This window comes from Streptomyces sp. NPDC057474, from assembly GCF_042802555.1.
In the GTDB taxonomy this organism is placed as follows: Bacteria; Actinomycetota; Actinomycetes; order Streptomycetales; family Streptomycetaceae; genus Streptomyces.
In genome coordinates, this window is record NZ_JBHVDX010000085.1 from 1 (window position 1) to 18,631 (window position 18,631).

The following is an 18,631-nucleotide window of genomic DNA, read 5'->3' on the forward strand; positions in this document are numbered from 1 at the left end:
CGGGTTATCGGTAAGAGGGGCGTTAAATAAACCATATTGCCCCGCTTACACTGGGGGGTTTTTGGTCCGGGGGTGCGGGGGCGCCCAGACCGTGCCGGGCACCGGCGGGACAGCCGGAAACACAGCCAGAGAGAACCAGAGAAGGAGACGGGCGCCGTGACGGTCGCCGTACAGACCACGCTCGCCAGGCCCGCCCCACGGCCGGCCGTGCGCGGTGTCACCGCCGCCCAGGCCCTGGCCCGGGGCGGCCTGCTCACCCTGGCCGCCCTGCTGCTCGGCCTCACCGCACAGCTGCTGCTGCTCAGCGTCCTCCAGCAACGGGTCGCCCAGCACGCCGCGTTCGACGAACTGCGCGCCCAACTCGCCCTGGGGACGGCCCCGGTGGCCCAGGTCGACCAGAGCGGCCAACTGCTCGCGCCCGGCACCCCGGTCGCACTCATCGACATCCCCGCCATCGGCGTCCACCAGGTCGTCCTGGAGGGCACCGACTCCGCCGTCCTCGCCGACGGCCCCGGCCACCGCCGGGACACCCCGCTGCCCGGGCAGGCCGGCACCAGCGCGCTGTTCGGCCGCGCGGCGGCGTACGGCGGCGCGTTCGGCCGGCTGGACGAGCTCGAGAAGGGGGTCACGTTCACCGTGACCACCGGCCAGGGCAAGGCGACGTACCAGGTCATCGGTGTACGCCGGGCCGGTGATCCGGTGCCCCTCCCGCCCGCCCAGGGCAAGGGCCGCCTGGTGCTGGTCACCGCCACCGGCCCGCGTTACATGCCCGGCGGTGTGCTGCGCGTCGACGCCGACCTGATCTCCGGAATCGCCCAGACCCCGGCGGCCGTGATCCGCGCCGGCACGCTCCCGGACGCCGAGCAGCCGCTCGCGCGCCCGGCGGGAGTGCCGTGGTCGCTGGTGATGTGGCTGCAGGCGCTGGTGGCCGGGGCGGTCGCGGCGGTGTGGGCCTGGCACAAGTGGGGGCGCCGGCAGACCTGGATCGTGTTCGCCCCTGTCGTCGCCGTGCTCGGGCTCCAGGTGGCGGTGCGCACGACCGAGCTACTGCCGAATCTGCTGTGAAACGACCAGAGACCGACATGATCACTAAGAGGTGTCCGACGTGACCGACGCGCTTGCTTCCTCCGACACGGTCGTGCTGCCCCCTGTGGCGCCGACGGCCACTTCCGCGACTTCTCCCGCGACTGCTCCCGCGACGCTCGAAGCGCTTGCCGTCTCGGCGTGGTTCGGCAGCCACAAGGTGCTGGAACAGGTCTCCCTCACCATGCCCGCGGGCCAGGTCACCGCCCTCATCGGCCCCTCCGGCTGCGGAAAGTCGACCTTCCTGCGCACGCTCAACCGGATGCACGAGTTGATTCCGGCGGCACAGTTCGCCGGGGAGGTGCTCTTCGAGGGCGAGGACATCTACGCCCCCGAGCGCCGCCTGACGGACGCCCGCCGGCGCATCGGCATGGTCTTCCAGAAGCCGAACCCGTTTCCCGCGATGTCGATCTACGACAACGTGGTGGCGGGCCTGCGTCTGACGGGCGCCCGTGCGAACCGTCGTACGAAGGACGAACTGGTCGAGGAGTGCCTCACCCGAGCCGGTCTGTGGAAGGAGGTCAGAGGTCGCCTCCGCCAGCCCGGCGGCGCCCTCTCCGGCGGCCAGCAGCAGCGCCTGTGCATCGCCCGCGCCCTCGCCGTACGGCCCCGGGTGCTGCTGATGGACGAACCGTGCTCGGCCCTCGATCCGACGTCCACCCGCCGGGTCGAGGAGACCATCCAGGAACTCGCCGATGAGGTGACCATCGTGATCGTCACCCACAACATGCAGCAGGCGGCGCGCGTCTCGCAGCAATGCGCGTTCTTCCTGGCCGAGCACGGCACACCGGGCGGGATCGTCGAGCACGGTGCCACGGAGCGCGTCTTCGGCAGCCCGGAGGACCAGCGGACGGCGGACTACGTGGCGGGCCGGTTCGGCTGACGGAAGGGGCTTACGGCTGTTTGCGGGCCAGAAGGAAGGCGCGCTTCCCCGCACTGTCTCCATCGGGATTCCGCCCGGCCCCACCGGCTGCATCGACACCCACCCCCACCCCCACACAACAACGTCGGCTTCCAAGACCACCACCAGGTCCTGTAAGCCGACGTCACGCTCAGTCTTGTCGGTCACACGAACCCAGGCCTCCAGGCGGGGTGCCGCCCGCCGCCACTCATCCCGCGATCGGCGGCACTCATCAGGTGGACACCACAGCAACAGGTCCGCATCCCAGGGACACACTGCGGCTCTGGGAGCCCGAACCAGCACCGGTGGTGTCCTCCAGGCGGTGTCAGAACAGCGGGTCGTCGAACCGGCCCAGCACCTCGCGTACCTCCGGCTCGACGAAGTCGAGCATGTGGTCGCAGCGGTGGCCGGCCCAGAAGTGCGGTCTGTGTGAGCTGAACGTGTTCCGCAAGGCACATCTGCCGCACCGGTCCGGTCAGCAACCGGCTGCGCCGGCCACGACCAGCCGTGCTCGAAGAGGCCGTCGCTGTACGCCTCTCGGAAGGCGGCATCAGGCAGCAGCTCTTCCCGGACAACGGGTGCTGCCGCCTCCACCCGCGGACCAGTGAATAATCCAGAGCCGCCCGAAAAATCGAACAGGCCCCCGACGGAGCCCACTGAGTGATCCCGTCGAACGCTGCTACCACCCTGCTACCGACGCTCGACTCCGGCGCGCCCTTTCCCGACCGGGACACGATCGTCTTCGTCACCTCCGGCGTCATCGTCACCACCCTGGTCGTGCAGGGCCTGCTGCTGCCGGCCGTGGTGCGCTGGGCCCGGCTGCCCCGCGACACGTCGGTGGAGGAGGAACACTTCCTCGCCGAGACGACCGCGACCGAGGAGGCCCTCAAGGCACTCCCCACGCTCGCCGAGGAACTGGACACGGACCCGGCGGTCGCCGAACGCATGCGCCAGGAGTACGAGACCCACCTGCTCGTCGTTCGCGTCGGCGGCGGCGAGACCGCCACCGACGACGAAGCCGCCGTGCGCCACCACCGGCACTACACCGCGCTGCGCCTGGCCCTCCTCGCCCACAAACGGGCCACCGTGCTCCGCCTGTGTGACGACCGCGAGATCGACGACACCGTGCTGCGCCAGGTCCAGCGCCATCTCGACCTCGAAGAAGTACGGCTGTCCCGACGCCAAGCCGCCGAATGACCCCCACCAGGACAGGAGCCACCATGAACGCACCCCCGGACGGGAACGCCCGTGAAGAGGTCCTCGCGGCCTACCGCGCCCACCTGCAGGCGATGACCGACGGCGACACCGGAGCCCTGGACGACCTGCTCGACGACGGCTTCACCCTCACCCACATCACCGGGTACCGACAGCCCAAGGCCGAGTGGCTGTCCCAGATGCGAGCCGGCCAGTTCGTTTACCATGGCGTGATCGAGAAGCACGTCACCGTCGACGTGGAGGGCGACACGGCTCGCCTCGTCGGCCGCATCGTCACCGAGGCAACGGTCTACGGCACATATGCCGACTGGCCATTGCAATTCACCATGGACTACGCCCGAGACGGCGAAACGTGGACCGCGCTGCGCTCGGTGGCAACGACCTGGTGACACACACGCAGCCGGCCCGCCGAGGCCGGGGCTCGGCGGGCGGGTTCACCAGATCCGTTGCCGACAGACCAACGTCCTGGCCCGGAACCCGTAGGCCGCCGCGCTGCTGACCGACTCTGGCAGACGCCGAAGGAGCAACGGAACAACGTCCGGTCGTTGCTCACCGATCCCGCGATGCGGATGCTGCAGCAGCTATCTGTTTTTCACCGCGACCACGTCCCCCGTTCCGGCGGGCCACTCCACCGGCGGACCACTCCACCGGGGAGCAACGCGACTGCGCCGCTGCCCGGCGGGGGCGCAGCGCGATCTGTTGCGGTGCGCCGGCGCCGGCAGGCGTCCAGGGTGATGCTGGCACCTGGCAGGACGGATCGGCAGCAGCGGGGCTATGCGTCCTTGACGGGAGGCGACTCGATGCCGCGTCGGCCGCCGGCGATGATCCGGTGCGGGTATCTCACCTTTTCGGTTTGCCGGGCACGTTGTTGGCCGCTTGGTCGAGTGGAGCAGGTAGTCGCTTCGCTTCGGCGAGGAAGGCCGCTCCGTCTAGGGTCGTGTGGTGATGCGGGTGTCGTGTGTGTCGGTCAGGGTGATGCGGGCGGTGATGCGTTTGCCGACCGTCTGCCTCTGAATGTCGAGGTCCTGGGTGACAGCCTTGACGATCTCCAAGCCGTGCTGGCCGATGCGGTCGGGGTCGGGGGCCCGGGCCGCCGGAACGGTGGGTTCACTGTCCCACACGACTACTACCACCGTGGTACCGGAGTGGCGTAGCTCCATGAGGACGGGGCCGGGGGCGTACTTGAGGGCATTGGTGACCAGTTCGCTGACGACCAGCTGGGTCACGTCCATGGCTCGTGGGGAGACGTCCAGGCCGTGGTCGTCCAGGAGCCGCGTGAGGAAGTCGGTGGCGTGGTGACGGGCCTGGGCGATACATCCCTCACCTCCGGTCAAGGCGTGGCGGTACTGCATTGGGTGGGTGCCGGGCTCAGGGTCGCCCTCTTCGTCGTACGGCTCCACCGGCATCGTCCTCCTGCTCCCCCTTCACTACGTGTGCGGGTGCCCGCCGCGTTCCCATACATGCCACCGGCACGTTGTTCGGCACAGCCGGCCGGGTGCGTCCGGCCGGCTGTGCGGCACAATCGAACGCACAGACGCCCCGGGGTAGCCTAGGCGCGGGTGAGGGGATGGTGACCGAGATTTCGGGAACGAGCCAACCGGCCCGGCTATCCATCAAACACTCCATCGCCGACGGCATCCGTGTCGTGACCCTGCGCGGCGAGATCGACCACACCGTCAAGGACGAGCTGACTGCCGCACTGCTGACCCGGGACGGCCTGAGCGAGCGGGGCATCGGCTATGTCGTGGCGGTCCGTTCGGACGTGTCCGTGCACCCCCATGACGCGCAGCCCACCGCCCCGGCGTGGTCCGGGAACGGCCGCAGGCCGCGGCCCCGCTACCGGGACAAGCCGTCCTCGGTGTCCGCGCTCGCGGCGGACCGGGGGGCGGCAGGCGTTCACCGAGGTGACCTGGCGGGAAGGCTCCCGCGGGCCGATGCACTCGCGGTTTCTGGCACTGCGGGTGCGGCCGGCCGGGGGCAGGTCCCGCCGCCTGGCCCAGGCCGCCGCCACCGCGCAGGAGGGTTTGTGGGACGGTGTCCTGCCCGAGGTCACGCTGCTGGCCGAATGGCCCGAAGGCGCCGAAGCACCCACCGACTACTGGCTGTCGAACCTGCCCGACGGCACCCCGGTGGCCGAACTGGTCCGTCTGGCCAAGATCCGCTGGCGCATCGAGCACGACTACCTCGAACTCAAACACGGCCTCGGCCTGGACCACTTCGAAGGACGCTCCTGGGCAGGCTGGCACCACCACGTCACCCTGGTCACCGCCGCCCACGCGTTCCTCACCGAACAGCGCCTGGCCCCAAAAGCCGATACGGCGGACTCACCCTCTACCAGATCCTCGACACCATCCAGGACCTGCTGAACTGCTGGACCGGCACCTGCACCACCTGCCACCGCCCCCTGCCCAGAACAGCCACCACCAGCCCACACCCAAGAACCAGAGCAACCTAACGGAGTCCTACTAGCCGCCCTCGGCGCCGGTCGGTGTCGCCTGGGGCGGCACCGGCGCGGCCTTCGCCGCTGGCATCTCCTGTCCGTCGCCCTGCGCCAACGCCTCGTCCCACCGAGCTCCTGGGCCGCGTCAACAGCGCCAACCGCAGCTTCTCCAAGGCCTCGTACCGCTCGGCGTCCCGACCGGAGGCTTGGTTGCCGACACACTCCCCAGGCGCGCACCGCCCTGATGCGCCTGGTCGGTGAGCTTCTGGATGAGCGACGCGACGAATGGACCGCGCGCGCCCGCGGACATCGGCGCCTCAGCCGCGCGGCAGGAACTCCTTGCGCCACTTCGTGAACTGGCGCGCCGGGTCGCCGGTGTACGACCACGGGGTGTGGGTGGCGCGCTGCCCGATGATGTTGAACAGTGATCCGGCGATGTCCGTCAGCCCGGCCGAACAGGCGGCGTGCGCCAGGTAGTTGAGGTCACGCACCTCTCCGGGGGGAGGGGGGCCTTCCGCACGTCCGGTGATCCAGCGCTGCCAGGTACGCCGTACGTCGCTGGCGGCGCCGTCGTGGCTCCAGTGCTGTCCGATGCCGAGACCGGCCGGCCGCACCCGGCTCTCCTCCTGGAGGGTGCGGTACTCCTCGACCCGGGCGTACTGCACCAGTACCGGCAGCGGGGATCCGGCCGGGGCCACACCGGCCGCGTCCCGGGCGAAGTCGTACATCAGGCCGTGCGAGCCGTGCCAGCGCGACGAGTAGTAGTGGAGCACCTGGAGGTGGCCCTCCACACTGAACGGGTCGCGGTCGTACAACTCGTCCCACCAGCGGGCCAGTTCCTGGCGGCGCACCCCGCCGCTGTAGAGCCGGGCCACGGAGATCAGGGAGATCCAGGGCGTCGGGTCGTCGGGGTACGCCTCGGCGGCCTCGAAGCAGGCCACCGCCGCGCTGTCGATGCGCTGCGGGTCGATGGGTACGCCCCGGCCCGCGGTGATGGCCAGGTTGAAGGCCCGCGCCGTCCCGGTGGCGGCCCGCAGCACCAGGGCGTCGGCGCTGCGGGGCTCGGCGGCGAGCCAGGACTCCACGGTCGAACTGCCCGCACACGCCTGCGCGAGCATCCGGACCCGGTGGCCGCGGGCGACCCAGGCCGGGCCGGTCCTGCGCAGCAGGTCGCGGGGGCCCTGCCAGCGGCCGATGACGATGTCCTGCCGGGCCGAGGTCAGGGGCGCGTCACCGCAGTCGGAGTCGAAATCGGGTGTGAAGCGTTCTCGCGCCATCGGGGTCCTCCTCAGAAGTCGGTCGGGAGACCCTCATGGGCATGGGACCGTCCGGCCGCCGCGGCGGCCGCAGCGTCTCCGGCGGCGGCATCCGTCCCGACGGCCTCGGCGGCGTCGAGCGGAGCGGGCCGGTAGTACTCGCTGCCCTTCCGCCAGTACCAGAGCATCGGAATCACACCGACCGCGAGCCCGCCGAGTCCGATCGTCACGGACGCGCTGCTCAGCTCGCCCAACGACTCGATGAGCACCCAGAACATGAACAGGGCGCCGAGCAGCGGCCACAGCCCGCCGAAGACGAAGTTCGACACGGACTTCAGCAGCATCCTGCGGTAGGCGACGACCACCGCGAGCCCGGCCAGACCGTAGTAGACGGCGATCTGCAGGCCGATCGCAGAGATGGCGTCCGCGAGGATCTCGCCGACCGAGCCGAGGGCGTTGGAGGCCACGAACATCACCAGTGCCACGCCGCCCACCACGGCGATGGCCACGTAGGGGGTGTTCCAGGTGCGGTGGACGCGCCCGAGGGCCTCGGGCATCGTGCGGTCGCGGCCCATCGCGAACAGGGAGCGGGTGACCTGGATGAGGGTGGTCTCCAGGGTGGCGATGGTGGACAGCATCACGGCGACGATGAGCAGTTTGCCGCCCAGACCGGGCCAGACCTCCTCGCCGAGCACCGCCAGGACGTTGGCGTCGTTCTCCTGGATCTGGGTGTCGGTGAGGATGACGTTGACCGCGATGGTGAAGACCTCGAACAGCAGGAAGACGATGCCGACGCCGATCAGGCCGGCGAGGCCGGTGGTGCGGCGGCTGTCGCGGGTCTCCTCGCTGAGGTTGCTGGTGACGTCCCAGCCCCAGTAGTAGAAGGCGGCGATCAGCGCACCGGACGCGAAGCCGCTCACCCCGTCGAACTGACCGAAGCCCAGCCATGACCACTCGAAGGACCGGGCGCTGTCGCCGTGCAGCAGCGCGAGCACGGCGAACAGGGCCAGGATGACGAGCTCCACGCCCGACATGATGAGCTGGGCGCGGACGGTGAGGCGGGCGCCGCCGAGGACGACGAAGAGCATGGCCAGGAACCAGAAGGCGCCGACCGTCGTGGCCAGCGCGGTGTTGTCGGCCAGGTCCGCGTCGAAGAGGGACAGCGTCATGGCGCCCGCGGGCAGTGAGCCGGCCACCATGAAGATGGTCGCGGAGATCACCAGGGCCCAACCGCTCAGGAACCCCAGGAAGGGGTGGAGCGTTCGGCCCACCCAGGAGTAGCTGGCGCCCGCGTTGACGTCGATGCGGCTGAGGTAGCTGAAGGCCAGGGCGATGCCCAGCATGGGTATCGCGCAGTACAGCAGCGCCGCGGGGCTCGCGAGGCCCACCGCACCGACGAGGACGGCGGTGGTCGCCGCGATCGAATAGGCGGGCGCGCTGCCTGCCACCGCCATGACGACCGTGTCGAACGTGCCGAGGACATTGGCCTGCAGCCCTCTGCCCCTGTTGTTGCTCATCGATGCGCTGCCTTCGTAAGGGCACGACGGACGGACGCCATGGGTCGCCGACGTGAGAGGAGTTAGGGGTGCCGCTCCTCGGGCCCGGAGGGGGCTTCGGGCCCGGGGATGGGAACGACGGAGCGCATCGTGCGCCAGCGATCGGCGACCGGATGATCACACCGTGTGTGCGAGTGATGATATCCACGTTGTTTGATGGTTCAAGATTAACTGGTGGGTAATGTTCTGAGTTTTTTGAAGATTTCACTGTTCCGGTCGTGGCACTGCGTGAGCGGCCTGGTCACGTGTGGGGCGGAGGGGCGCCCTGGTCGGTCAGGCCGCCTCGTGGCGGACGAAGCGGCTCGTCCCGGTGAATCGTGGCTGTGATCGCCATCGCTGGCGTCTACGGCATGAACGCCGACCGCATGCCCGAACTTCGCCGGCGCTTCGGCTACCCCGCGATGCTCATCGCCACCACTTCCCTCGTCACCGTCGACTACCTGGTCTTCCGTAAAAGCGTTGGCTCTGTCACCTGCCATATCGTCATTTGGCACACTGTCCGGGCCTGATGGTCCGGTGAAGGAGGATCCCGCAATGTCGATGGTCGGCAACCTGCGCAAAGTCGCGAACCTGGCGCGGCGCAGCCGACGCCGCGTGGACCTCAGCCACCCGGCCCGCTCCCCGCTCGGCGCGAGCGTGGTCAACTGCGTCGTCTACCGCGACGGCGTCCGCCATCCGGCCGCGGACCCGGTGGAGGAAGCCGTCCGGCACGTCCGCAAGCACCGGGGTGGCTTCGTCTGGCTGGGCCTGCACGAACCCAGCGGGGAGGAGTTCGCAGGGGTCGCGGACCTGTTCGGCCTGCACCCCCTCGCCGTCGAGGACGCCGTCCACGCCCACCAGCGCCCCAAGGTCGAGCAGTACGGCGATGTCCTGTTCGCCGTCTTCAAGTCCGTCACCTACGTCGAGCACGCCGAACTGACCGCGACCAGTGAGGTCGTCAACACCGGCGATATCATGGTCTTCACCGGCCCCGACTTCGTCGTCACCGTCCGCCACGGCCGCCATGGCTCCCTCGGCCCTCTGCGTGAAGACCTCGAAGCCGAACCCCAGCAACTGGCCAAGGGCCCCTCCGCGGTCCTGCATGCCGTCGCCGACCACGTCGTCGACGACTACGTCACGGTCGCCGACGCCGTCCAGAACGACCTCGACCAGGTCGAGACCGACGTCTTCTCTCCGCACCGCCCCCGGAACGCCGACGCCGGCCGCATCTACCAGCTCAAGCGTGAACTACTCGAACTGAAGCGCGCCGTGGTGCCCCTCGCACGCCCCCTCGACCGTCTCGCCACCGAACCCAGGGCCTGCGTCGACCAGGAGATACAGGCGTACTTCCGGGACGTCGCCGACCACCTCACCCGTGTCACCGAGCAGATCAACGCCTTCGACGCTCTGCTCGACTCCATCCTTCAGGCCCACCTCGCGCAGGTCACCGTCACCCAGAACGAGGACATGCGCAAGATCACCGCCTGGGCCGCGATCATCGCCGTTCCCACCATGGTCTGCGGCGTCTACGGCATGAACTTCGACCACATGCCCGAACTTCGCTGGCGCTTCGGCTACCCCCTAGTCCTCGCCGTCATCGCCACCGCCTGCTTCGTCATCCACCGCGGGTTCAAGCGCAACGGCTGGCTGTAGCCCGCAACCGCCAGACCCACAACAGTCCACGATCTCCAGGATTCAGGGTCACCTACAACGTCGTCGAGGCGGCCGTCGCGCTCCCCGCCGGCGCCCTCGCCCTGTCCACCGCTCTGATCGGCTTCGGCCTGGACTCAGTCATCGAGGTCACCCTGGACTCAGTCATCGAGGCCACCTCCGCCGCAGCGGTCGCCTGGCAGTCTCCGCCCGCGGGCACGCCGTACGAGAAGCCCGCGAGAAGACCACACTGCGCATCATCGCGCTGGCGTTCCTCGTCCTCGCCGCCCACGTCACCGCCGACGCCGTCCGGGCCTTGTCCGGCACCGACGAGGCGGAACGCTCGCCTCCGGCATCGTGCTCGCCACCCTCTCCTTCGCCGTCATGCTCTGCACGTACCTCCCGGCCGTGCTCCTGGTCGACCTGGTCCTGGGCCGACCCCATCGCCGCCCTTGTCATCGCCGTCATCGCCGCCAAGGAAGGCCGCGACGCCTGGCGGGGCGACGGATGCTGCGCGACCCGGCTGCCGCGGCCCCGCCCACCGGTGCCGAGGCGGATGCCTGTGGCTGTCGCCCCGGATGCGACTGCTGTAACCAGCTAGTCAGTTGGCCGTACAAGATGGCTCAGAGAGCTGCGTGCATTCTCGAGCGGGTGCGACGTGCTTTCACCCGAAGGTGTGGGCGTGCCCTAGCGGGCGGGGGTGCGACCAGCGAGGATGCCCGCCATGACCACCGACCAGGACCTCACTCCCACACGCGTGACGCACTCGCCGCCCCTGGTGTTCGGCGTGGGAGCGGTCATCGGCGTTCTGGGCGGGATGATCGGTCTGGGTGGCGCGGAGTTCCGCCTGCCGCTGCTGATCAGCCTGTTCGGATTCGCCGCGCTCTCAGCGGTCATCCTGAACAAGGCGATGAGCCTGGTCGTGGTCCTGTCTGCTCTGCCCGCCCGCCTGGCGGCGGTCCCGGCCTCCGAGGTGGCCGCTCACTGGTCCGTCGCGGTCAACCTGCTGGCCGGGAGCCTGCTGGGGGCCTGGGCCGGAGCGTCCTGGGCGGTGCGCATGCGCAGCTCCACCCTTTACAAGGTGCTGGCGGCGTTGATGGTGCTCATGGCCGCGGCCCTGCTGGTCACGCACACCACCACCCTGGGGACGTTTGCGCCGCCGCTGTGGGCCCAGGTGCCCTGCGGAGTCCTGGCCGGCTTCGTCATCGGGGTGGTCGCGGCGATCACGGGCGTGGCCGGGGGCGAGTTGTTGATCCCGACGATCGTGCTGTTGTTCGCGGTGGACATCAAGACCGCGGGAAGCCTGTCCCTGCTGGTGTCGTTGCCGACGATGCTGGTGGCCTTCGCCCGCTACAGCCGTGACGGCAGCTTCGCGGTGCTCGGCGCCAACCTCCGCTTCACCGGGGTCATGGCGGCGGGCTCCATCGCCGGTGCCATGCTGGGCGGCCTGCTCCTCGGCGTCTTCTCAGACCTGGTACTCATCCCCGCACTGGCCCTGATCCTGCTCGTATCCGCAGCAAAGCTCGCCCGTCACGACTGAAAGGCGTCGGTCACCGTGGGGCCCTCGGATCAGGAGAAGCGAGTCAGAAGGACACGGGTGTCTCCTGGCAGTGCGGCGCACGACGGGGCTGCCGAGGGGAACTTGGCAGCCGGTCGAAGAGGACCCAGACGCTGTTCACGTAAACCGGCGTGGTCGAGGTTTGGTGCAGGAGCGGTACGAGGACGGCCGAGGGGAAGCGCGGTCGCTCGCGCGGGCATCGTCCCACCGGTTCGCGGGGATCGTCCCACCGGCCGTTCTGGTGTGTGTTATTCGCCTGGATGTGCACCGAGGGGAAACCGGTATGACCGGTCCTTGGGGCAGCGCCAGGCGGGCCAGTCCTCTTCGCCTTCTGTCGACAACTCCATGGGATGCGGGTGTCCTTCGCGGCAGGCGGGCCACGGCCGACTGCCGCGAAGGATCTGCAGGTTCTCCAGAAGGGCTGCCTGGACGTGGAAGGCGACCGGACGTACAGCGCTGCCCGGGGGCTCGTCGGCCAGATCCGGGGAGAATTCCACGGGAGCGATCCGGGTACCGCCGATGACGAGCGTGCGCCAGTTGTCGGGATCGTCGACGCCTTCGGCTCCGTAGTCCAGGCGGGCGGCAAGGCCGCATACGCGCAGGTCATGGGCTACAGGCGCGAAGATCTCTTCTGGCTGCATGGGCATGGCTGTGGAGCCTACTCCCGTCGCTCCGGGCTGCTAGGCGCTGAACTTGCAGTTGACGAAGCGGTATCCGCCGGACTTCGGCTTGCTGACCGACTTCCACGTCCAGAGGAAGGAGACCTCGTCGCCACGCTTGATCGTGTACTTCTTGGCCTTGCCCTTGGGGTCGAACGTGCGGGGCAGAGGTCCGTGGAAGTGGTAGTTCCAGGGCTCGGTGTGGGGCGCGTAGACGTTGGCTTCGCGCTTGTTGGCGAAGATCTGGGCCTTGAACCGGATGATCCCCTGCGGGGCGATCTTCTTGGAGAGCTTCACGCCCCACGGGATCCCGTACTTCTTGGACTCCTGGAGAGTGACCGTGCCGGTCGTGTGGCGGAACGTGCCGCGGCACTTGGGCAGTTTGGCCTTCGCCGCCGTGGTCGCCGGGCCGGGAGCCGATGCCTGACGTGCGAGGTCGTCGAGTGTTCCGGCACCCTGCACAACTCCCCGGTCGCGCAGGGCGGCCAGGGTCGTGGCGATGTCCGAGGACGCGGCCTGGCCGACGCGCGTTTCGTGCTCGGCTGCGGTGGCGGCCGATGTGGGAGCGAGAAGGGCAAGGGCGGCTGCTGCCGCGGCGACGGATATCTGCGTGCTGCGCGAGCTCATGCGGAAACACGACCTTTCGGACTCGGAAGGGATCGGATGCGGAAGGGCATGTAGGCGTCATCGGGCGTGCGCCGTTGGCGTTGGACAGTCAGCGAGGCGGGCGTCGTTGGAAGACGCCGATGCCGCCATACGTGTGGAGTGAGTCCCGGGCCTCGACCGTAACGAGCGGGACAGCCGGGGCGGTATTGGCTGTTGGGGCACTGCCCTATGGGCCGATACGGCCGGAGTCGACTACGAGGTGCGGTACATGCCCTGGCCGATCGGCCGGCCCAGTGCGCGCCCGCGACGCCGGTGACGGTGGTCGGTCGGCACCGCGAGGCGGGCGAAGTCCTCGCCGACACCGAACTCCCCGCCGATGTACGGCCCGGAGACCTCCTCGCCGTCCCCGTCGCCGGCGCCTACCACCTGCCCATGGCCTCCGGCTACCACCTCGTCGGCCGCCCGCCGGTCGTAGCCGTCGACGCCGGCCACGCCCGCCTCCTCGTCCGCCGCGAGTCCCTCGACGACATCCGCAGCCGCGACGTGGGCCTCTGGCCGCAGGGTGAGCCGGGGGTGCCTCCGGGAGATCGATGGCCCGGAGGCGCCGCTCTGAACACGCTGATCTCGACCAGACTTTTGCTCCCTCGGTGCGGGATTGTCTGGGTGTCAGCGGCATCCGCAAGACTGTGCCGGACAAGCCGGACCGCTCGCAGAAGATGCCTCGGACCCGACTCAGGTCAAGCGTCGCATCCGATTCGAACTCCATCGCCTCGGATGGGGCCTCAACGCCGTGCGTGGCGGATCTTCAACCGTCCGAACCCCATGGTCCCGGAGATCCGGATCCTCGGCCCGCCGGAACGGGGTCGTCGCCGGGTCTTGTACCGCGTGTCCTTCCACCCGGTCTGCAGATCCTCGAATTCGACGATCGCGTCGCGAGGCACCGTGATCTTTGCCCCGCCGGTGCCGAGTTGCAACTCGATGTCGACCACCGGATGCTCGATGACCGCCCGGGACAGGTCCAGGCGCACCGTTCCGTATGCGGACTCGACCTTGAGGATCCGTGGTACCCGCCATGCGCCGCGCCGCTTGATCCGTCCGCCGGCGACGGCGATCGTGGAGGTGGTCCCCGCATCCTCCTCCGGGAGTGAGGCCAGGGCCGACTGGAGCCCGCCGCGTGTCTTGGCGGTGAGCACCTGGTGGAGGCGCTCGTCCAGCTCCTCGTGCGAGATGTGCCCTTCGGCGTACGCCTCCTGCAGGCGCCCCACGGCCGTGTCACGGTCGTTGTCACGGATCAGCGGCGGCGAGTCTTCCGGCAGGGAGGTCACCGTTTCACTCTAGTGTCGTGCCGGCGATACGGACATGCCGAGCGTGACGGGCGAGGCAGCGGGTGGGAAGGCCAGGCTCGTCGGGCGGTACCCCAGTGGGAGACCGGCCGAGCACAGACAGCCCATCAGCCCCAGGCCGGCCGCCCGCACCCCGGCCGCCCGCACCCCGGCCGCCCGCGCCTCGGCGGTCGCGGACGACGGCACGCTCAGGCGGTCGGGGGGATCGGTACCCCCGGTTGGAACAGCCTGCCGTAAGAGTTCCGTCAAAGGCCTACGAACCTGCGTATGGGAGCCGTCAAGGGCGGCCGGATCCGGCCAGAGAGGCGCTTTTCTCTAACAGTCCGCTCGATCCGAACCTCATCTAGGAGTTAGCGATGGCCGACGTGGCCTTCGTCGTCACCACGATCGCGGTGTTCGCGCTGGTGGCCCTCGTCGCCAAGGGGGTGACGAAGCTGTGACCGCCGAGAACGTCGTCGGCCTCATCGTGGCCGTCGCCCTGCTGGGCTATCTCGTCCTCGCCCTGATCTTCCCGGAGAGGTTCTGACCGTGACATCAGCTGCTACCGCAGCGGGCGACATGGGTCCCGTACCTGCCGGCGTCCTCCAACTGCTCGCCCTGATAGCGGCGCTGGCGCTCGCCTACCGTCCCCTCGGCGACTACATGGCCATGGTCTACTCCTCCGACAAGCACTGGCGCGTCGAGAAGTGGATCTACAAGGGCATCGGCGCCAACCCCGACACGGAGATGCGCTGGCCCGCTTATCTGCGCGGCGTCCTCGCCTTCTCCGCGGTCGGTGTCCTCTTCCTCTACCTGCTGCAGCGCCTTCAGGGCGTGCTGCCCGGCTCGCTGGGCTTCGCCTCCATCGACCCGGACCAGGCGTTCAACACCGCCGCGTCCTTCGTGTCGAACACCAACTGGCAGTCGTACTACGGCGAGCAGGCCATGGGCCACGTCGTGCAGGTCGCCGGGCTGGCTGTACAGAACTTCGTCTCCGCGGCCGTCGGCATCGCGGTGGCGGTGGCCCTCGTACGCGGCTTCGCGCGCTCCCGAACCGGTGAACTCGGCAACTTCTGGGCGGACATGGTGCGCGGCACCGTCCGCATCCTGCTGCCGCTCTCCGTGGTCGCCGCGATTATCCTGGTTTCCTGCGGTGCCATTCAGAACTTCTCCGGCATCCATGAGGTCGGTCAGTTCATGGGCGGCTCGCAGCAGTGGAACGGCGGCGCCGTCGCCTCCACCGAGGCCATCAAGGAGATCGGCACGAACGGCGGCGGCATCTTCAACGCCAACTCCGCCCACCCGTTCGAGAACCCGACTCCCTTCACCAACCTGTTCGAGATCTTCCTCCTCCTCGTCATCCCGTTCTCGCTGACCCGCACCTTCGGCGTGATGGTCGGCAGCGTGAAGCAGGGCTACGCGATCCTGGCCACGATGGGCACGATCTGGGTCGGCTTCATCGCCCTGATGATGTGGACCGAGTTCGCCCACCACGGCCCGGCGTTCGAGATCGCCGGCGGTGCGATGGAGGGCAAGGAGCAGCGCATCGGAGTCGGCGCCTCGTCGATCTTCGCCGTGTCGACGACGCTGACCTCGACCGGTGCGGTGAACTCCTTCCACTCCTCCTTCACCGGCCTCGGCGGCGGGATCACCATGCTGGGTATGCAGCTGGGCGAGATCGCGCCCGGCGGCACCGGCTCCGGCCTCTACGGCATGCTGATCATGGCGATCATCGCGGTGTTCATCGCCGGGCTGATGGTCGGCCGTACACCTGAGTACCTGGGCAAGAAGATCGGCACCCGCGAGATCAAGTTCGCGGCCTGCTACATCCTCATCACCCCGGCACTGGTGCTCATCTTCACCGCCGCCGCGATGGCCCTGCCCACCCCGGGCAACTCGATGACGAACTCCGGCGCGCACGGATTCTCCGAGATCCTCTACGCCTATACGTCCGCGTCCAACAACAACGGCTCGGCCTTCGCCGGGCTGAACGCGGACACCCCGTGGTTCAACAGCACCCTCGGCATCGCGATGCTGCTCGGCCGTTTCCTGCCCATGGTGTTCGTCCTCGCGCTGGCCGGCTCGCTCGCCGAGCAGAAGCCGGTCCCGGCCACCACGGGCACGCTGCGCACGGAGAAGCCGCTGTTCACCGGCTTGTTGGTGGGCGCGATCCTGATCATCACCGGTCTGACCTACTTCCCGGCCCTGGCGCTGGGCCCGCTGGCCGAGGGGCTGGCGTCATGACCACCCGGATAGACATGACCACCCGGATAGAGAAGCAAGAGGACTCGATGTCCACAGCCACCCCGACGCGGGCGCCGCACAGCGATGTGCCGACCGGCCACAAGGACGAAGGGCGCGTCGGCGCGGGCCTGTTCGATCCGAAGCAGCTGGTCAAGTCGCTGCCGGACGCCTTCCGCAAGCTCGACCCCCGGGTGATGATCAAGTCGCCCGTGATGTTCGTGGTGCTGGTCGGCTCGGTGCTGACGACGGTCTTCTCCTTCAAGGACCCGGGCGACTGGTTCGGCTGGACCATCAGCGCCTGGCTGTGGCTGACCGTCGTCTTCGCCAACCTGGCGGAGGCGGTGGCCGAGGGGCGGGGCAAGGCGCAGGCCGACACCCTGCGCAAGGCCAAGACCGACACCGTCGCGCGTCGCCTGTCCCGGGACGGCGAGCCCGGCAAGAAGGAAGTGCAGGTGCCCGGCACCGAGCTGCGCGTCGGTGACCTGGTCGTCTGCGAGGCCGGCGACGTCATCCCCGGCGACGGTGACGTCGTCGAGGGTGTCGCCTCCGTGGACGAGTCGGCGATCACCGGTGAGTCGGCCCCGGTCATCCGGGAGTCCGGTGGTGACCGGTCCGCCGTCACCGGCGGGACGAAGGTCCTCTCCGACCGCATCGTCATCAAGATCACCACCAAGCCGGGTGAAACCTTCATCGACCGGATGATCGCCCTGGTCGAGGGCGCGGCCCGGCAGAAGACGCCCAACGAGATCGCGCTGAACATCCTGCTCGCGTCCCTCACGATCGTCTTCCTGCTGGCCGTCGCCACGCTGCCTCCGTTCGCGGACTACGCGGGCACGCACCTCACGATGGTCGTGTTGGTGGCCCTGTTGGTCTGTCTGATCCCGACCACGATCGGCGCTCTGCTGTCGGCGATCGGTATCGCGGGCATGGACCGGCTCGTGCAGCGCAACGTCCTGGCGATGTCCGGCAGGGCCGTCGAGGCCGCAGGTGACGTCTCCACGCTGTTGCTCGACAAGACCGGCACCATCACGCTCGGCAACCGCCAGGCGTCGGAGTTCGTGCCGGTGACCGGGACGCCGGAGGCCGAGCTGGCGGACGCCGCTCAGCTCTCCTCGCTGGCCGACGAGACCCCCGAGGGCCGTTCCATCGTCGTACTGGCGAAGGAGAAGTACGGTCTGCGCGAGCGCCTCCAGGGCGAGCTGTCCGGCGCAGAGTGGATCGCCTTCACCGCCCAGACCCGGATGTCGGGCGTGGACGTCGACGGACGCAAGGTCCGCAAGGGCGCGGCCGGTTCGGTCATCGCCTGGATACGGGAGCAGGGCGGCGAGGTCTCCGAGGACGCCGGCGCCCTGGCCGACCGGATCTCCGAGGCGGGCGGCACGCCGCTGCTCGTGGCGGTCGAGGACCGCGACGGCGCGCGGATCCTGGGCGTCATCCACCTCAAGGACGTCGTCAAGGACGGCATGCGGGAGCGGTTCGAGGAGCTGCGCCGCATGGGCATCAAGACCGTCATGATCACGGGCGACAACCCGCTGACCGCCAAGGCGATCGCGGAGGAGGCCGGCGTCGACGACTTCCTCGCCGAGGCCACCCCCGAGGACAAGATGGCCCTCATCAAGCGGGAACAGGCCGGCGGCAAGCTCGTCGCGATGACCGGTGACGGAACGAACGACGCGCCGGCCCTCGCCCAGGCGGACGTGGGCGTGGCCATGAACACCGGGACCTCGGCCGCCAAGGAGGCCGGGAACATGGTGGACCTCGACTCCAACCCCACCAAGCTCATAGAGATCGTCGAGATCGGCAAGCAGTTGCTGATCACCCGGGGTGCGCTCACGACGTTCTCCATCGCCAACGACGTCGCGAAGTACTTCGCGATCATCCCGGCGCTGTTCGCGGCCGTCTACCCGGGCCTGGACAAGCTCAACATCATGGCCCTGTCCTCGCCGGACTCCGCGATCCTCTCCGCGGTCATCTTCAATGCGCTGATCATCATCGCGCTCGTGCCGCTCGCCCTGCGGGGTGTGCGGTACCGGCCGATGAGCGCCGACAAGATGCTCCGCCGCAACCTCGGCATCTACGGCATCGGCGGCCTGCTCGCCCCCTTCATCGGCATCAAGATCATCGACCTGATCATCTCCCTCATCCCCGGAATCGGCTGATCG

At 69.0% G+C, this 18,631-nt stretch carries 18 protein-coding genes and 3 pseudogenes; 13 read left to right on the plus strand and 8 right to left on the minus strand.

Translation table 11 applies throughout. The features are described 5' to 3' along the window. Window positions 1–156 precede the first annotated feature (156 nt). Both ACFU53_RS23535 and pstB read left to right on the plus strand, forming a co-directional pair. Window positions 157–1,065, plus strand: a complete 909-nt coding sequence (locus tag ACFU53_RS23535; protein WP_383995671.1) for a sortase — start codon at window positions 157–159, stop codon at window positions 1,063–1,065. Between the two features lie 85 nt (window positions 1,066–1,150). Then, complete coding sequence (gene pstB / locus ACFU53_RS23540) at window positions 1,151–1,966, plus strand: phosphate ABC transporter ATP-binding protein PstB (protein ID WP_383995764.1); 816 nt, start codon at window positions 1,151–1,153, stop codon at window positions 1,964–1,966. A gap of 343 nt (window positions 1,967–2,309) precedes the next feature. On the opposite strand, the gene ACFU53_RS23545 is transcribed toward pstB, so the two are convergent. After that, the gene (locus ACFU53_RS23545) at window positions 2,310–2,435 is read right to left on the minus strand and encodes a hypothetical protein (RefSeq protein WP_383995674.1); all 126 of its coding nucleotides are present in this window, start codon (window positions 2,433–2,435) and stop codon (window positions 2,310–2,312) included. A gap of 209 nt (window positions 2,436–2,644) precedes the next feature. On the opposite strand from ACFU53_RS23545, the gene ACFU53_RS23550 reads away from it, so the two are divergent. Further along, a complete protein-coding gene (locus tag ACFU53_RS23550) occupies window positions 2,645–3,181 on the plus strand; it encodes a hypothetical protein (protein WP_383995677.1) in 537 nt (178 codons plus the stop codon). A 23-nt stretch (window positions 3,182–3,204) separates the two neighbouring features. Next, entirely contained in the window at window positions 3,205–3,588 is a 384-nt protein-coding gene (locus tag ACFU53_RS23555) for a nuclear transport factor 2 family protein (RefSeq protein WP_383995680.1), read from the plus strand. A gap of 540 nt (window positions 3,589–4,128) precedes the next feature. Here the strand turns inward: ACFU53_RS23555 and ACFU53_RS23560 are convergent. Further along, complete coding sequence (locus tag ACFU53_RS23560; protein ID WP_383995683.1) at window positions 4,129–4,605, minus strand: ATP-binding protein; 477 nt, start codon at window positions 4,603–4,605, stop codon at window positions 4,129–4,131. A gap of 302 nt (window positions 4,606–4,907) precedes the next feature. Between ACFU53_RS23560 and ACFU53_RS23565 the strand changes: the two are divergent. After that, window positions 4,908–5,565: pseudogene (locus ACFU53_RS23565) on the plus strand (IS701 family transposase); the annotation flags it as partial. A gap of 391 nt (window positions 5,566–5,956) precedes the next feature. Here ACFU53_RS23565 and ACFU53_RS23570 read toward each other — a convergent pair. Next, on the minus strand, window positions 5,957–6,916 hold the full coding sequence (locus ACFU53_RS23570) for a hypothetical protein (protein WP_383995686.1): 960 nt from the start codon (window positions 6,914–6,916) through the stop codon (window positions 5,957–5,959). Window positions 6,917–6,927: 11 nt separating this feature from the next. Then, window positions 6,928–8,412 carry an APC family permease gene (locus ACFU53_RS23575; RefSeq protein WP_383995688.1) on the minus strand — a complete coding sequence of 495 codons (1,485 nt, stop codon included), beginning with the start codon at window positions 8,410–8,412 and terminating at the stop codon, window positions 6,928–6,930. A gap of 356 nt (window positions 8,413–8,768) precedes the next feature. Between ACFU53_RS23575 and ACFU53_RS23580 the strand changes: the two genes are divergently transcribed. The 4 genes and pseudogenes from ACFU53_RS23580 (at window position 8,769) to ACFU53_RS23595 (ending at window position 11,620) form a co-directional block, all read left to right on the plus strand. Beyond that, on the plus strand, window positions 8,769–8,960 hold the full coding sequence (locus tag ACFU53_RS23580; RefSeq protein ID WP_383995691.1) for a CorA family divalent cation transporter: 192 nt from the start codon (window positions 8,769–8,771) through the stop codon (window positions 8,958–8,960). 25 nt (window positions 8,961–8,985) lie between these two features. Next, on the plus strand, window positions 8,986–10,083 hold the full coding sequence (locus ACFU53_RS23585) for a magnesium and cobalt transport protein CorA (RefSeq protein WP_383995694.1): 1,098 nt from the start codon (window positions 8,986–8,988) through the stop codon (window positions 10,081–10,083). A 47-nt stretch (window positions 10,084–10,130) separates the two neighbouring features. After that, window positions 10,131–10,674: pseudogene (locus tag ACFU53_RS23590) on the plus strand (cation transporter); the annotation flags it as partial. Between the two features lie 130 nt (window positions 10,675–10,804). Next, window positions 10,805–11,620, plus strand: a complete 816-nt coding sequence (locus tag ACFU53_RS23595) for a sulfite exporter TauE/SafE family protein (RefSeq protein ID WP_383995696.1) — start codon at window positions 10,805–10,807, stop codon at window positions 11,618–11,620. 266 nt (window positions 11,621–11,886) lie between these two features. Here the strand turns inward: ACFU53_RS23595 and ACFU53_RS23600 are convergent, their stop codons facing one another. Together ACFU53_RS23600 and ACFU53_RS23605 are read right to left on the minus strand one after the other, a co-directional pair. Then, complete coding sequence (locus ACFU53_RS23600; RefSeq protein WP_383995699.1) at window positions 11,887–12,279, minus strand: hypothetical protein; 393 nt, start codon at window positions 12,277–12,279, stop codon at window positions 11,887–11,889. Between the two features lie 39 nt (window positions 12,280–12,318). Further along, a complete protein-coding gene (locus ACFU53_RS23605; protein ID WP_383995701.1) occupies window positions 12,319–12,924 on the minus strand; it encodes a hypothetical protein in 606 nt (201 codons plus the stop codon). Window positions 12,925–13,156: 232 nt separating this feature from the next. Between ACFU53_RS23605 and ACFU53_RS23610 the strand changes: the two are divergent. Then, window positions 13,157–13,455: pseudogene (locus ACFU53_RS23610) on the plus strand (diaminopimelate decarboxylase); the annotation flags it as partial. Between the two features lie 230 nt (window positions 13,456–13,685). On the opposite strand, the gene ACFU53_RS23615 reads toward ACFU53_RS23610, so the two are convergent. Next, entirely contained in the window at window positions 13,686–14,228 is a 543-nt protein-coding gene (locus ACFU53_RS23615; protein WP_383995704.1) for a DUF1707 domain-containing protein, read from the minus strand. Window positions 14,229–14,237: 9 nt separating this feature from the next. Continuing rightward, complete coding sequence (locus tag ACFU53_RS23620) at window positions 14,238–14,432, minus strand: hypothetical protein (RefSeq protein WP_383995707.1); 195 nt, start codon at window positions 14,430–14,432, stop codon at window positions 14,238–14,240. A gap of 250 nt (window positions 14,433–14,682) precedes the next feature. On the opposite strand from ACFU53_RS23620, the gene kdpF reads away from it, so the two are divergent. Genes kdpF through kdpB form a run of 3 tightly spaced genes read left to right on the plus strand, consistent with a single transcriptional unit; the run spans window position 14,683 to window position 18,628 of the window. Further along, window positions 14,683–14,772, plus strand: a complete 90-nt coding sequence (kdpF, locus tag ACFU53_RS23625) for a K(+)-transporting ATPase subunit F (protein ID WP_018566520.1) — start codon at window positions 14,683–14,685, stop codon at window positions 14,770–14,772. A gap of 32 nt (window positions 14,773–14,804) precedes the next feature. Then, window positions 14,805–16,469: a potassium-transporting ATPase subunit KdpA gene (gene kdpA, locus ACFU53_RS23630; RefSeq protein ID WP_383995711.1), complete on the plus strand. Its 1,665-nt coding sequence runs from the start codon at window positions 14,805–14,807 to the stop codon at window positions 16,467–16,469. A gap of 47 nt (window positions 16,470–16,516) precedes the next feature. Further along, window positions 16,517–18,628, plus strand: coding sequence for a potassium-transporting ATPase subunit KdpB (kdpB, locus tag ACFU53_RS23635; protein WP_383995767.1), 2,112 nt, complete (start codon window positions 16,517–16,519; stop codon window positions 18,626–18,628). Window positions 18,629–18,631: the final 3 nt, after the last annotated feature.

Coding starts and splice junctions, on each gene's coding strand:
- ACFU53_RS23555 (WP_383995680.1), top strand. CDS start 3,205: ATGAACGCACCCCCGGACGGGAACGCCCGTGAAGAGGTCCTCGCGGCC.
- ACFU53_RS23560 (WP_383995683.1), bottom strand. CDS start 4,605: ATGCCGGTGGAGCCGTACGACGAAGAGGGCGACCCTGAGCCCGGCACC.
- ACFU53_RS23570 (WP_383995686.1), bottom strand. CDS start 6,916: ATGGCGCGAGAACGCTTCACACCCGATTTCGACTCCGACTGCGGTGAC.
- ACFU53_RS23575 (WP_383995688.1), bottom strand. CDS start 8,412: ATGAGCAACAACAGGGGCAGAGGGCTGCAGGCCAATGTCCTCGGCACG.
- ACFU53_RS23585 (WP_383995694.1), top strand. CDS start 8,986: ATGTCGATGGTCGGCAACCTGCGCAAAGTCGCGAACCTGGCGCGGCGC.
- ACFU53_RS23595 (WP_383995696.1), top strand. CDS start 10,805: ATGACCACCGACCAGGACCTCACTCCCACACGCGTGACGCACTCGCCG.
- ACFU53_RS23600 (WP_383995699.1), bottom strand. CDS start 12,279: ATGCAGCCAGAAGAGATCTTCGCGCCTGTAGCCCATGACCTGCGCGTA.
- ACFU53_RS23605 (WP_383995701.1), bottom strand. CDS start 12,924: ATGAGCTCGCGCAGCACGCAGATATCCGTCGCCGCGGCAGCAGCCGCC.
- kdpA (WP_383995711.1), top strand. CDS start 14,805: ATGGGTCCCGTACCTGCCGGCGTCCTCCAACTGCTCGCCCTGATAGCG.
- kdpB (WP_383995767.1), top strand. CDS start 16,517: ATGTCCACAGCCACCCCGACGCGGGCGCCGCACAGCGATGTGCCGACC.